Here is a 15,285-nt window from a genome sequence, read left to right as displayed (position 1 = left end):
AGTTTGCGTTTTTCTGAGGTGTCCATATTTAAACCGTTTGGTCGTTTTCAGCGTTTTCATTTAAGAGCGTTTCCAACATGGCGTCCACATCTTCATCACTTAAATTATCAAGTTCGTCTGTATCATCCGTCACGGCTGCGCCTTTTTCTTGGACGGCATTGAAAATGGTTTCTGACAGGCTTTCAATGCTTTGTTGCATGTCAACCATGTCAGGGGGGAGAATGGAAGGAAAACCCGCATCAAGTGCGATTTGAAGTTCAACCACCATAAGGGAGTCCAGCCCCGCATCAGAAAGGGTCTGATCTGTTCTGAATTTATCGACCGAGCGCCTTAAGACTTTTGATAATTCCGCAATCAGGAACCTATTGATCAATTCAGTTGCCTCTGGCTTGGCAAGCGTACGAATTTGTTCCAAAATCGGCATATTTTCATCAATATCCTCATCCGAACTGACAAGGATAAAGGCAGGTTCCCGGGAAGATATCGTGGCATTTTTGTTCCATTTTTTCCAATCGACATCAAAAATACCAATATTTGAAGATGCAAATTGTAAAAGGTTTTCAATGGCCGACAGGGCTTTGTTGATCTGAATTGGATGAATGCCGCGCGCACTTAAAATGCGTTCAATTCCTTGATTGGATGCAACCATACCAACATCATCTAATGCCCCAAGCGCAATGCTGCTGCCTGCTAAGCCTTGTTGTCGACGATAAGTGGCCAAGGCATCAAGATAGCTATTGGCGCCCGCATAATTTGCTTGAGAGGGATTGCCAAGGGTTGCGCTAATTGATGAAAACATCACATAAAAATCAAGATCCTGTGTCAGGCTATATTTATGTAGATAATAAGCCCCCATTGCTTTGGCATGATAAGACGTTTGGAAAGTTTCTTCATTCTGTTGTTCAAGGGGGGCATCAGCCAGAACCGCAGCCGCATGGAAAATTCCCCGCAAGGCAAACGGCCAGTGTTCGTCCATCAGGTCCTGAACTACCTGTTCATTGCCAATGTCACAGGCTTTTTCAATCAACTGGCAGCCTTTTTCTTTCGCTTTCAGGCGCAGGGCCTCAAGAGCTTCGCCATCACGGATCGTGCGTCCGCACATAATGACCGCACCCGCCCCAGCGCTAATGAGCCAATCGACAAGTTTAAAGCCTAGCCCGCCAAAAGCGCCTGTCACAAGATACGTCGCTTGTTTTAAGAGTTGTTTTTTATAGGCAATCGGAGGATTAACGGTTAAAGGCGTGTCTGTCATATCAATAACACGCTTGCCGATATGATGACCACCTGCCAGTTCCCTGAACACATCTTTAATGTCGTTCGCGCTGAAAACTTCTATACCATCGGGCCGATAAACTTTTTGGACAATCTGGTCGATCACCTCATTCATGATTTCATAGGCTAAGGATTTTTTGACCTTGATGATATTATCAAAATCAAAGGCAATGAAAGAAAGATTGCGTTCAAATTCACCTAACGGCATAGGCTGATTGGCACCGATATCAGCTTTGCCAATCTCGATATGGCGGCCAAATGGCGCAAGCAGTCGAATGCTGGCATGAAGTAGCTCACCGGGCAGGAAGTTTAAAACAACATCAATGCCTTCCCCATTTGTGGCATCCATGATTTGTTGTTCAAAATCAAGGGTGCGTGAATTGAAGACTTTATCAATACCCAGTGTTTTAAGGTGCTGGACTTTTTCCTCACTGCCGGCAGTCGCGTAAATTTCAGCCCCTAAAAAACGCGCAACCTGAATGGCGGCATGGCCCACCCCGCCACTGGCAGAATGAATAAGCACTTTTTCGCCTTTTCGAAGGCGCGCAGCATCTTTCAAACAGTAATGGGCAGTTGCAAAAGCAATTATGATGGTCGAACGTTCGCGCGCACTAATGGGGAGATGGGAGACTTTTAAAATAATGGCATCATCAGGGGAGAAAGTTGTATAGCGCTTAAAGGCACCATCCTTGGGACTAATGATAACTTCTTCACCAATGGACCAGGAAGCCTCTTTACCTGTACGGGTAATGACCCCATGCGCTTCTAAACCCAAGCTATCCCCGGAATAAGAATTTTCCAGCGTTTGTGCCTTTAGGCGTCCATATACTTTTAAGACATCTTTGAAATTAAGCGCCACACTGTCAATCTTGACTTCAACTTCATCCCCAACAGGAACACGACGAACCTGCATATGGTAATTCAACCCATCAAGGCCGCCTTGACGTTCCGGGACAAGTTCAAAGCCATGTTCATCATTATAGGGAACGGCTTGTTGAATGTGGTTATTGCTAAGATCTACTTGTTGCAGAACATGGCGCCAGATTTTCCCATCCCGGATCGCAACCTCTTCACCATCGTTCAAACTGGTTATAATTTGCGAAAAATTGGCCGGAATTTCCTCATCCAGATCAAGGCAGGCTATTTCTATATGAGGGCATTCGCGGCGAATAGTCCGTGCAATTCCCCAAAGGTCCCCATGTGCGGGATTACATATATCCGTATTGTTTACAGCCCAGACATTTTGTGTACATACAATCAGTTTGTGAGGTTCTTGTGGTGACAGCGTAGAACAAAATTCTGTCAGTTGGAGGCCTTGCTCGATATTGGGGAGGATCTCATTTTCCGTTAAAGAGGGTGCGAGCCATAGAATTGTTCTGGCATTATCATCCACCAACTTCAAAAATGACGCGACCTTACTTGTGCGTTCTGTCTCAGCCCCTACGAGCTTGATCGCTGCTGGAATATTGTCTGATATAAAGCTATCTGCTTCATTCCAGACCATCTGGTAATGTTCAACTATTTTGCCTTTGACCCCTGCAATTTTTTGCGCTTTTACGCCTTTTAAAAAGGCAAGGGGGACACGGTTCCTGTCACAAATCAGAATGTCAGCCTGAATGAAAAATTCAGAACAGCTTGTTTCTTTCGCATAAGCATAAATTTCAGATCCGATTTTATGTTGAAAAAAACTGATCCGATCAATTGAAACTGGCAGAGCGGTGTTTTTTTTATCCGGTGCGAACAGCGCGAGAAGCTGTAACACTCCATCTAATAAGGATGGTTGAACATGAACATTTTCAAGACAAAGGTCTTTTTCGGGGCTACGAAGTACAGCTTCCACAAAACCTTCTGCTTTATAGGCGCTTTCAATCACTTGAAAAGCTTCATCATAATGAAGACCTGCCTCAGCCAACAAAGGATAGAGTTCCGTTCCCGCAATCTGTTCTTTTTCTGCCTCGGAAATATATTTTTCCATTTGCACAGAGGCGGCATGAAGAGGTTTTGACAGGACCGTTGCAGTCGCATAGCGTGACCAATTTCCGTCTGCCTCATAAGTTCGAGCATAAAAAATGAGCGTGTTGCCCTCTTGCTCAATCCTGACCTGAAGTGTCCCTTCTGCAGGAAGGTTCAGCATTTTTTCAAAGCTGATGCTGCCTATGGTCACATGATCCATATCGACTTTATCTTTGATCGCCTGCAAAAAGGCTTCAACATAGCCTGCAGCAGGAAAAACAGACTTTTGCTGGATTTTATGATCTGCCAGAATACCAAGGGTTCGCATTGATAGTTCGCGCTCCCACACAGGTTCCGGACTGAATTGGAGGTTCCCGCATAAAGGATGGCTAACACGGCCCGCCCTGAATTCTTTTGAAATCTTACTTTCATTCCAATGATACTGGCGTTTCCATGAATAAAGGGGAAGTTTATGGTGTTGCGGGCTTTGTCTTGTGGTTTCAATGGATATGCCATTGCACCAGAACCTTGCTAAAGATTGCAATAGAGATTGGTGTTCATCTTGTTGACGCACAAGGCTTGAAACAACACATAAATCTTTTGTTCCAAAATCGGCACCAACTTGTTGAATGGCCCCTGACAAAACAGGGTTGGGGCCAATTTCAATGAAATGGCGATACCCTTCTTTCAAGGCAGCTCTCAACGCTTTATCAAATAACACAGGCTGCCTGACATTTTGCCACCAGTATTTTTCAACATGGATTTCACTGCTCACCGCTTTTCCTGTCACCGTGGAAAAGAGTGGCAGCGCAGGTTTAACGGGTTGCAATCCTTCAAGTGCCGACAGAAGTTCTTTTTCTAAGCCATCCATTTGATGACTATGATAAGCAATCTCCCCATAGATTAACTTGCCGAAGATGCCATTCTCTTTAAGTTCTTCAGCAATGCTTTCCAGACTTTCAATATCCCCGGCAAGCGCAACAGAATGAGGACTGTTTATAGCGCCAATAGAGACATGATTTTCATAAAGAGAAGCGATCTGTTGAGCCATTTCCAGATCAAGTCCGGTTGCCATCATCCGGCCTTGTCCGGCTTTGGTCTGTTGCAGCCGACTTCGATGGAAGGCCAGCTTAGCAGCCTCATCCAGCGTAATCGCACCACTTCTTAAACAGGCATTGATCTCGCCCACACTATGACCGATGATTGCCGCCGGATTTAACCCCCATGAAGATAAAAGTTCACTTAATCCATGCTGTAAAATGAAATTGGCTGGTTGTGCGATCTCGTTTTTATGAATAAGGCTATCGGCTTCTGGTTTAAGCATTTCCTCAAGAATGGACCAACCGCTATGTCGCACAAAAGCATCATCAGCATTGTGGACTGCTTTTTTGAACACGGGCATTGTTTCATAAAGCATCCGCCCCATGGCCCACCATTGGGGACCCATGCCTGTGTAGATAAACACGCACCCTTTTTCAGCCTTCCCGACAAAGCCTTCTTCAATCAGCTGTGAAGGCTCTCCCCCTTCGCTAAAGGTTTTTAAAATGCTTAACGCCTCTTGGCGCGACGGGGCAACAAAAGCCATGCGCTGATCCAGTGTCTCTCTGGTATCAAGAAGCATATGACTAAATTGGGAAAGACTGATTTCAGGATTTTCTTCTAGGAATAAAGAAAGCTCTGCCGCTTTGTTCAACAAACTCTCACGGTCATTGGCCGATAGGCAAACCAGCGAAGGAATATTGTCATTGTCGTCAGTGCCTTGATCGGAGACCGTATCGTTATATTCAGCTAAAACAGCATGTCCGTTTGTCCCGCCGTAACCAAACGCGTTGATGCAAGCAAGAGCCTGCCCCTGCGCATCGGGAAGAGGTGCACATCGGGTCGTGACTTCAAAACTCCCGCCTTTCATATCGAGTGCAGGGTTTAAACGGTTAAAGTTCGACTGCGGCGGAACTTGTTTCTTCTTCAACACCAATGCAGCTTTAATAATACCTGCGATGCCCGCCCCGCCTTCCTGATGACCGATATTTCCTTTGATCGAAGAAATATATCGTTTTGCTTCATCCTGTCGAGGGCCAAGGGCGCCTGCCAATGCAGAGACTTCGGTTGGATCACCCAGCGCTGTTCCCGTCCCATGGGCTTCGACAAAAACTACATCCTCTGTATTTAAGTGTGAGTCTTTGATCACTTTCTCAATGAGTGTTTGTTGGGCTTGTCCATTGGGGGCTGCAATGCCCGTTGTTTTACCATCTTGATTAACCGATATTCCTTTTATAACGGCATAGATACTGTCTTTATCCTTTATGGCATCACTCAGTCGTTTAACAAATATAGCGCCTGCCCCTTCGCCACGAGCATAGCCATCAGCTGTGGCATCAAAGGCTTTTGAGCGACTATGAGGTGACAGAAAGCCACCTGCGCTCATAACGCAGCTGTTCACGGGCAATAAAAGTGAATTGACACCGGCAATAAGCGCACCATCCGTATTGTGCGCCCATAAATCCTGACAGGCATAATTAAGTGCAACCATTGAAGCCGAACAGGCGGTATCAATCGTTAAAGAAGGGCCTTTTAAATTATAGAAATACGACAATCGATTTGACAGCATCGTATAGGTTGAGCTCGTCGCACTGAATTGATTTATTTGGCTTAGGTTCGCAAACTGATTACGCAGCATTTGGCTATCGGTGGTGAAGGCACCGACATAAACACCTATGTTTTGCCCCGATAATTTTTGAGGCGGGATTTGTGCATCTTCAAGACATTCCCATGTAATTTCATGGAGCATGCGTTGTTGCGGATCAACAAAATCAGCTTCTCTTGCGGGGAAATTAAAAAATTCAGCGTCAAATTCAAACACAAAACTGTCATCAAGAAAGGCTGCTTCCTGAGTATACATTTTAGCCTTAATTTCTTTGCTCGTATCGCTAAAACGCTCGCTATTCCACCTTGATTTTGGAATAGGCTTAAAACCATCCTTACCTCTTGCAAGCAAAAACCATAATTCTTCAGGAGAATTTGCATCTCCCGGATAACGACACCCTATCCCCACTATAGCAAGGTCTTCTTTTGTTTGCTTGATATTGTTATTGTTTTTTATTTGCAGCGCCATTTTACATAAGGTCTTTAATATTGGGACTTAAACTGTAGAGTTACCGATCTGTTAAACGAGGTCAAGACTTCCTTTTTTCTTATACTCTTGTTTTATAAGTTTATTTTCCCCAAATTAAAAACCCTTCCAGTTTGCAATTGTGGGATAAGGTTTTCTGTTTTGTGTCTAATCATAAATTCACTATTCCTCAAAAACTGCAGATTGATTGATTAAGTACCCACGATCTCACGAGCATAGGCATCGTCTATACGTTCAATATCGTCTTCACCAATATAATCACCGGTTTGAACCTCTATAAGGTAAAGATCTGATTCCATTCTATTTTCTAAACGATGCACAGTGTTAGGCGGAATAAAAAGAGATTCGTTTTCACGCACAATAAATGTTTCATCGCCTTTGGTGACATGCCCTACACCTTTTACAATAATCCAATGTTCTGCACGATGACGGTGACGTTGTAAACTTAGCTTAGCACCCGATGATACGACAATTTTCTTTACGAGGAAATTGCCCCCCTTTTCCAGAACTTTATAGTGCCCCCAAAAGCGATAGCTCTGTGCACTCTCCACAGCTTGTGAACGGTTTTGCTGTTTTACTTCCTCTAAAAGAAGGGGAATATTCTGAGATTTATCACGTGGGCAGACAAGTATGGCATCAGACGTAGAAACCACAATCATGCTTTCAAGTCCAAGAGTTGTGACTAGTTGATTGTCAGACCAGATAAAAGAGTTTTGACAATCGCGCGCAATGACATCACCCGTGATGGCGTTTTTATGGCCTTGTTTACATGCGATCTCCGTTAGCGTGTCAAACGAGCCTAAATCTTGCCAGTCACCTTTAAAACTGACAACGCACGCTTTATCCGTCTTTTCCATAACAGCGTAATCGATTGATACATGGGAGCAGGATCTAAAAGATTCTTTTCCAATACGCATAAAATCAATATCAAAGCTGGCTTTATCAAAAGCCTCCCGGCAGTTTACAGTAACTGTTGGTTGATGGACTTCCATTTCATCAATCAACACCTGTGCTTTAAACATAAACATGCCGCTATTCCACAAGAACCCCTTTTTAACCAGTTGTTTTGCCGTGTTCTGGTCGGGTTTTTCAATGAATGTCTTAAGATGAAATGCGCTTTCTGTATTTTCTAAAACTTCCCCTTTTTCAATGTAGCCATACCCTGTGTATGCCTGAGTCGGCGTAATGCCAAACGAGACAAGCTTGTCGGCACAAGCAGCATCACGAGCTTGTGCAATAACATCATGAAATGCATCATTTGGTTCAATGAAATGATCAGAAGGTAAAACCAGAAGAAGGCTGTCGGGGTCATGAGAGAGAGCATATAAAGCCGCAATTGTCAGAGCAGGAGCAGTATTACGACCCTCAGGTTCGAGAATAATTTTTTCAGGCTGATAAGATTGTTTCCGACAACTCTCTGCGACCATGAAACGATGTTCTTCATTACATATAATGAGGCCCGGTTCGTAATCCGGACCTTGGATGCGCTGAATGGTTTGTTCAATAAGACTATTCTTGTTGAACAAGGACAAAAATTGTTTTGGATAATCTTGACGAGACAGTGGCCACAGTCGCGTTCCTGATCCGCCAGACAAAATAACAGGTGTGATTCTTTTCATTTTAATCTCTGTCTAACGTGAAAAGGCCTTTCTCAACAAAGAGTATACAAATTGTGTAACTCACTGAGAAATAATAGAAAATTAAATACACTTTCTTACTCACGGTAAGTTCATACAATATTAATGATGGATCTTGATGGGGTCAAAGGTATTCTAAGATCAGGACTCATTGATTGAGGCAAAAGATCACAGATGTAGCTATCCATGGGTATCGACCCTGCCTTCGTTACCACTCACCACGCCTTACGCCTCTTCGTCATCGTTTTTGTGACACCTTTGCTTATTAAGTTTGTATTTATTAAATGAAATCTCTAAAGGTTGCTTTGGGTCAACAACGGTCCAATAGACCCGCTTTAGACGCTTGTCCGCTCTACCCTCGACAACAGAAATGTATTCGCCCTGAATATCCGTGGTTCTTAATTCTCCCCATAGCTGAGGCTGTTGAAAAACTCGTTCAGTGGATAGCGTGAAATTTTCGCTATTTTAATTTTGCAACGGGCCAATTGTTTTATTTGGTGCATATGCCGCTATTTGCGGCTCCTGGACGATGTTTCGTCAGTTTTGATTAGCCCCTTCGTATTTAGAATGCATTACATGGCTCAGTGGGCAAGTATTTTTTGTTAATTAACGTGTTTCAGAGTTTTTCAACAGCCTCAGCCAATAGCAGCCATCTGAGATGATTGACAGCTAGAGCTACAATAATCTGATTGCTCTTAGAGACGTTACGATCTACAGTTTTGATACAAAACCTTCAATGGACAAGTATTGAATTAATAATGTCAAAATCCTTCCCATGGAAACTATTTGTAACTTTGTTGGCGACAGGTCTAGGGATTGTCTCAATTGCAATTCTGATCCTTTACAACACTACTATTGCCACTGAAACTGAAAAACTCAAGGCAATGGCGCAAAGTCATGCAAGGTTACTTGATGCGGTTGCCCCGTATGACACTATATACAATCGGGCTTTCTCATTTGGTGAGAGTATTTTCGAACGCATAGTTAAAATTGCCAATAATGTTGAAGGCGAAGACAAGCAGTTAATTCTCTTTAGCATTATTGACTCGCATCTGGACCGCCACAAGGATTCTCCTCTAGGGGAGGAACTTGGAAAAGCTACGGGGTTTGATCTTGTAACTTGGCACAAGAAGGGGTTATTTGGGGTGCCTCCGAAATACAAGCCTCGACAAAAATTAGATTGATATTAAGTACGGATTTGAGACCTAACATCGATGTCTGCCATTTTCACATTACCCGCCTGCAAGGTACGGCGCATTTCTTGAAAAATAGGCTTGGTTTTATCTGCATCTTCCAAGGTCAAAACCAATGAAAACGACAGTCCTCCAGTTGGGAAATCAGCTTCGGCACGTAATGTGCTTTCAACCTCTATCAACCACTCAGAGCTTTCCCCGGCTCCATCCTCTGGCGTGTTATAGTCATACCTTTTCACTGGCCACCATTTTAAGCCATGTTTGATCAAGTCCTTTTCATACGCAGGCTGACCTGATGTCTTTGGTAAAAATACTTGCTGAGATCGTGTCGCATAAGAAGGGGAACCATCCTTAAGTGTTCCACCAGTTCTCTGTCGTAATCGAGAATCTACGTTTATACGTACAAACTCAGCACCAAATTGCTTATCCAAAGGAGCATGATAAACTAAAGTAATGCGAGCTTTCCCGTGACAGGCACCTGTTGCAGCATCGACCAAGCTTTGAGGCCAAGAAAAAGGAAAGCTAAGAATACGTCTACGGGTTCCGCTCTGGATTAACTTCCCCTCAAATACGAGCGATATGGCGAAATCGTCCGTTCGAAGCATTTGGTTTGCAGGCATTGGCATGCCAAACCCCACAAACTGACGAGCTAGCTCTCTAATTCTTGGACTTGATATACTTTCAGGCCAATATGAATTATGCACCATCAATGCCCGAAGAGTTTGCGCAGATTGTTTTTGATTGGTTAGCAAATCAAGTGTTGCTAAAGTCTTCGCAACTAATGGGGTAGAAAAACTCGTACCTGCGCTTTCATACATAGCCCCATCAACGTGAATAGATTTTAACCCTGACAAACCATCAGGACCGTACCCTTCACTTCCACCATAATGTGCGAGGTCAGGTTTCTGCCCAACCTTTAAACCCGGTCCTCTACGTGTATATGTTGTAGGTGTTCCATGTCTATGAGGGCCGCAACCATCAGGGTTTATCGCACCTACCGATATCGCCCTTGCACTTTCAGATGGTTGGTTAATTGTATCAGGCTCTGTTCTTTCTGCAAAATACGTCAAGATATCTTTAATCTTTTTGGGCCACGGAGCCCTTGCTTGGTCGCCTGGTAAATTCCCTACAGAATTAACAATAATAATATCATGCCTATCTGCAATTTCATCCAATCTTGCCGCGAAAGGGCTATATTGATGGCTCTCTACAGGTGCGGTAACATTAATACTCAAATTGAATACCCTGACGCCGTGCTGAATCTTTGCCTCTTCAACAGCAGCTTCAATTTCATCAATGAAACCATCAAAGTGGGTAGGGTAATAATCGTTGAAATTCTCTTCTGGGAACAAAGGGATATCATAAATATAACATCCATCAGCTTCTGGACACGTCCCATTCCCATTTAAATTTTGTCCATCAGTTAGTAACCCTGCGATGAAAGTACCATGTGACCTTTCGTATGCTTCTTCCTCTAAGAAATCATGACGTTCGATTACCCATTCTTCCAATTGGTCAGACACACCATCATCAATTACACCAACGAGAGGATAGTCAAAAGCGGGGTCTGGCACAGACAATGCCGGGAAGGTTGCAGCTTGGGGCGAGCCTGATGCACCTTCAGATTTGATTATATGAGGAGGTAAAAGTATACGCTTTACCAGCGGGTGTGCAGCTAAACTTTTAAGAAAAAGAACATGATGCTTTGGAGTGAAATCCATTTCTTCTTCAAAAACCTTTAACGCACGTTCCTCATCCCCCCTCTTACCACCAATCAAATACCCTGAATGAGTACCCTTAATAAGTCGAGCATCGATAATCAAAGAAGAGCCAAAAGGCTTCAACGTTCTGCCAATAGCCCCCACAGGCAGTTGTTCAAAGAGCTCAAAAAGACTTTGAACCAAACTACCCAATTCATTTTTTACACTTTGTTTTTCAATTTTCGGTACAGTGTGAAGTTCGATAAAATAACCACCGACACACCTCTTGTCAGCCAACCAAGACAAAGCCATATCTACACTGAAACTTCTTTTGTCGCTCTCAGTTAATTCATCAATAGACAGCAGGCTTCCTACATCAGATTTTTGACTTGAAGGTTTAAATTTTTTAGGCTCAATTTCATTCGTATATTCTTCAGCCTTATCCACCTCATTTGCCAACCTTCCCACAGTTGATGAAGTGACCAGATAGAAGAGCTCTCCTAAACCAGCAGCACCAACACACGGGTATTCAGCAATTTTAAAAAGAGCTTTAGTTGGGCGATGAGATTTAGCCAAAGCTTCTTCTCTAAGCTTTGCTCTTACAATCGTTGCAGAACCATACTTGGATTGCTTAAGGGTTGTATATACATTGCTCAATTGAGACAATATTTTAGATTTATGAAGTTTGAACTCTTCATCGTGATTTGCAAAAAAATCCTTCTTTGAACCGCCAGTTCGAAGTGGAGGAACGACTACATAGTCTTTGCTATTCAATACAATTTGAACCGGATTATTCTGCATTCACATTTCCCCTGTTACTTACTTCCTGACACCCAACGGCTAATTGTACCTTGATCTTTTTGAAGAAGTTCGCCAATTTCCTTCTGTGTAAATTTCACGTCTTCACTATTTATGAGATTATTAGCAACCACACTTCTATCTAATAAGAGCACGTTTGTACGTTTGCCACAATCTAAACCGGCATTTCTTGTTGAAAATGCCTCTATTGCAGACCATAGAACTTTGGGTGAATTATCACCATCACTTAACGCCACATGCCTTTTCACAGCATCCGACATTGTTTTAATGTCAGCTCCTGAAAAACCATCACTTAGCCAAATCATAAACTTCTTAAAGACATCTGAGGCTTCTACAGGCGACAAGAACTGCTCTACAAGTGTTTGCCTTTCAGAAATATGAGGAGGAGGTAATTCCAATCGGGTCTCAAATCTTCTCCAGACCGCAGTGTCGAGTAATTCGGGATGATTTGTAATTGCAATAGTGAGCCCATGCTCTGCCCTTGCATCTAAGTTTTGAAGAAGAGTATTCACTACACGTTTGATTTCTCCAACTTCATGTGGGTCATCTCGTAATTTCGCAATTGCATCGAATTCATCCAACAGAAGGACACAGTCATACCTGTTTGCGAACTCAAAAATATTTGCAAGATTTCTTGCAGTAGTACCCAAAAATGAACTGATCAATCCATCAATTCTCGCGACTACCAAAGGCAAACCAAGTTTTTCAGCAATATGATATGCCGATAATGTTTTCCCTGTACCTGGAGGTCCAAAAATCAAACACGATGTTGAAGGAGCCAAACCTAATTTTACAAGCTCGTCAGTCTTTTGCCATTCATTAATCATAGTCTCCACTGCATTATGTATTGCACCATGAAGAACTGGTGGCCCCGACTGTGGAGTGGGTTCCATAATTATGTCTGCTAATGCCGCGCTCGTTTCCCGGTCATGCGGAGGGATTGTCACACTAGACAACTTCTCCTTCTTTCTCTTCGCCTTCGACAGTTCTACCTTGCTTGGAACCAGCTCTGCTTCTTTCTCTGCTGAATTTAATAATTTTTCTAGCGTGATAGCCTGTTTTTCATCACCGCCTTTAGTCAGCCTATCTCGCAGTCGTTCCACTTGTTTTCTGAACTTGTCGTTATTACCCGCCAAACCTATCCGGCAAAGCGATTGAATAACTGCAAAATGTTCCATAATGTCTCCCTAATGCAATGCGCAATGCATTTAATGCAATATATACATAAAATATGCATTATCAATATATAAATATGCGCAAAATCAACAATGAAATGCACAAAAAACAGATGCGCCCCCACACAGAGGCGCATCTAAATTTTATAAAGAGATGGGGGTTTAGGCTATTTCCAGTCCTTTCACAACCCTCTGGACTGTTCCTACGCCCACATCAAGCTCAGAGGCTATCTTTCTGATGCCCTTTGCCTTGGCTCTCTTCTTTCGCCGATGATCTGGTCTGTTTTTGTGATCGGATTTGGGGCAGGCGTTAGTTTCCACCGTTTATTTCAAGGATATGTACATGATGGGTCAATCTGTCAAAGAGGGTCGCAGTAGCGCTTATCATTGTGGCGATTTTTGTTTTGTATTTGCAATAATTCTATATGTTTAGGATCTTTCCTGCAGCTCTTGCCGTCCAAGAATTTAGGGCGTCATCTTCGTTTTTGATTTTATTGTCCGGATGACCGAGATAAGTGGAAACCTGTGTGCTTTCTGAGTTGAACTTTCGTTTCCAACTCATTGCGTTAAGTCCTTCATCCTGATAACGGCTCATAAGCTCATCAAGAATTTCTAGATAGGTTGAATTTTTATCATCCTCGCGAAAGAAAAGTGTGGAAAGGCTTTCTTTAGTCGTTAATTCTATTTCAAGCACTTGGACCGTTGTAGTCTCATCACGTTGAATTATGCCATGGCAATATTGTCTTGGGTGACCGTTGATCAAATGCAAACTACGACAACTCATTTTGGGGACATCACCTAGCTGCATATTGATATGCCATCCATAATCTTTTTCAAGTTTTTGAAGCATATCTTGAAAGAATGCTAGCTTCTCAGGAGCGTCAATCAAATCCGGAGGGTCTAGATTGTCAATGTCTGCTCTTGGTATTTTCCCAGTTTCACTCACCTCATTTAAGCTCGCTTGTTCTTCGACAGGTTGTTCTTCAATCTCATCCAATTCGGGTTTAGTTCCGGCAGGCAAACCTCTTAAATGTCTTGGGCTTCTTTTTAAGTCTGGCTCAACGTCAAAGTTTAATCCGCTATTTCCAATTTTTAACAAAAATCTTTTTTTGCGAGGGTTTGGTCTAAGGTCAGGCAGGATTTCTTTAATATCAACGTTTAGATCCTGAGGCTGTTTTTTATTTTTATTGCTTTCTATATCTTCTTCTTCATTCTGTAAAATAATGTCATCATCCGGATGTGAGAAATAAATTGTATTCAAATCTGGCGAAGTGATGCCAGAAATTGATCTAATCTCTCTTATGAAGACATGGTGTTTTTCGAGCTCTTTACCTGTGAACCCTGCATAAGAAATCTCACAGTTATTTAAGTTTGGTGGAGAGAAATCGAATGACCATCTTTCTGCTCCATCAATATCTATTCTACTGCGGTTCAATTGAGTGAAAATTGAGGAAAAACTCTGTTCAGCTTCAGGAATAAAAAATAGCCATGTGAAAAATTTCCTGAACTGAAGGCTGTTTAAATACCGAACGGGGATGGCAGATGATAATTTAATTTCACCAGTCCAGTCCTCATCTATAGCCTTACCTAATTGCCAAATGTTGCCATGGTATACTGCAGCGCGTGTTACCTCAGAGGATTGGAAAAACAACATTCGGGCAAGTTCGCTAAGGGGTATCCAATAGATTCTGTTCCCTTCTTCCAGACGATATATAAAGCCATTGTCAAATTGTTCAGAAAAATCGGCAGCTCGTTGGAGTGAATCTGGTAGGTTGCTGTAATGAAGTTTTTGCCATTTTGATTGATTTGGAAGCTTAAGTATTCCGGTCCACCCTTTTGCTTCATTCTCCGATATGGTTCTGGGGAACAGATTTCCAAGTATTAGGGTTGGCAATAGGTCAATTGGCAATGCCTTTCGGAAATACCCTAGGTGTTTACTATAGAAATAACAGACAACGCGCCAATTATTACCAGGCCTTCTATACCAATCACCGAGGAGCATGAGTTTTGAGCCCTTCGGGATCCCGCGGATGCCAATTTCATCCAGTTCGCTCATAAATTTTCATTATTTCCTTTATATATCAGTTCTTGAATTTTCTTTTCTATCTTTGGTGTAATTAGTTCTTTTCGAATGTTTGCAATCCTTAACAAACGCCACCGTTTCACTTTTTCGCGCCCCCTTAGGGCCGCTTGATATGCCAATTGCAAGCGGAAGAGCCGATAGCTTTCTGCCGTTTCAGCGTGTAAATCTAACCATTTTTTGGTAATTGGTAAATCTTTAAGGTGTTTTTGTATTGAGTTTGCTCTTGGTAGTGGCGTAGCCCCCAAAAAGTGATCCACACGAAATGTTAGTTTTTCTGGCTTATTCAAATCCATGGATAAGGAGAAAAGACATGGGAAAACTGA

Annotated in this window: 8 protein-coding genes; 2 read left to right on the top strand and 6 right to left on the bottom strand. The window is 42.7% G+C overall.

Going from position 1 to position 15,285, the window contains the following annotated elements; translation table 11 throughout:
• Positions 1-28: 28 nt before the first annotated feature.
• Together Q397_RS0117065 and Q397_RS0117060 are read right to left on the bottom strand one after the other, a co-directional pair.
• Positions 29-6,337, bottom strand: a complete 6,309-nt coding sequence (locus tag Q397_RS0117065) for a type I polyketide synthase (protein WP_084149101.1) — start codon at positions 6,335-6,337, stop codon at positions 29-31.
• A 209-nt stretch (positions 6,338-6,546) separates the two neighbouring features.
• Positions 6,547-7,974, bottom strand: coding sequence for a mannose-1-phosphate guanylyltransferase/mannose-6-phosphate isomerase (locus Q397_RS0117060; protein WP_038014538.1), 1,428 nt, complete (start codon positions 7,972-7,974; stop codon positions 6,547-6,549).
• Positions 7,975-8,178: 204 nt separating this feature from the next.
• Here Q397_RS0117060 and Q397_RS25590 point away from each other — a divergent pair, with 204 nt between their 5' ends.
• Together Q397_RS25590 and Q397_RS0117055 are read left to right on the top strand one after the other, a co-directional pair.
• The gene (locus Q397_RS25590) at positions 8,179-8,280 is read left to right on the top strand and encodes an AbrB family transcriptional regulator (protein ID WP_156950763.1); all 102 of its coding nucleotides are present in this window, start codon (positions 8,179-8,181) and stop codon (positions 8,278-8,280) included.
• Positions 8,281-8,750: 470 nt separating this feature from the next.
• The gene (locus Q397_RS0117055; RefSeq protein ID WP_028880446.1) at positions 8,751-9,176 is read left to right on the top strand and encodes a hypothetical protein; all 426 of its coding nucleotides are present in this window, start codon (positions 8,751-8,753) and stop codon (positions 9,174-9,176) included.
• A 2-nt stretch (positions 9,177-9,178) separates the two neighbouring features.
• Here the strand turns inward: Q397_RS0117055 and Q397_RS0117050 are convergent, their stop codons facing one another.
• The 4 genes from Q397_RS0117050 to Q397_RS0117035 all read right to left on the bottom strand — a co-directional run.
• Complete coding sequence (locus tag Q397_RS0117050) at positions 9,179-11,686, bottom strand: S8 family peptidase (RefSeq protein WP_028880445.1); 2,508 nt, start codon at positions 11,684-11,686, stop codon at positions 9,179-9,181.
• 14 nt (positions 11,687-11,700) lie between these two features.
• Positions 11,701-12,882 carry an AAA family ATPase gene (locus Q397_RS0117045; protein ID WP_028880444.1) on the bottom strand — a complete coding sequence of 394 codons (1,182 nt, stop codon included), beginning with the start codon at positions 12,880-12,882 and terminating at the stop codon, positions 11,701-11,703.
• Between the two features lie 418 nt (positions 12,883-13,300).
• On the bottom strand, positions 13,301-14,935 hold the full coding sequence (locus Q397_RS0117040) for a hypothetical protein (protein WP_028880443.1): 1,635 nt from the start codon (positions 14,933-14,935) through the stop codon (positions 13,301-13,303).
• On the bottom strand, positions 14,932-15,285 hold a 354-nt coding region (locus Q397_RS0117035), incomplete at its 5' end, for a hypothetical protein (protein WP_205618855.1). The genes Q397_RS0117040 and Q397_RS0117035, both read right to left, overlap by 4 nt.

Source organism: Terasakiella pusilla DSM 6293 (assembly GCF_000688235.1).
GTDB classification, from domain to species: Bacteria; Pseudomonadota; Alphaproteobacteria; order Rhodospirillales; family Terasakiellaceae; genus Terasakiella; species Terasakiella pusilla.
This window is presented reverse-complemented; position numbering and strand designations above follow the sequence as displayed.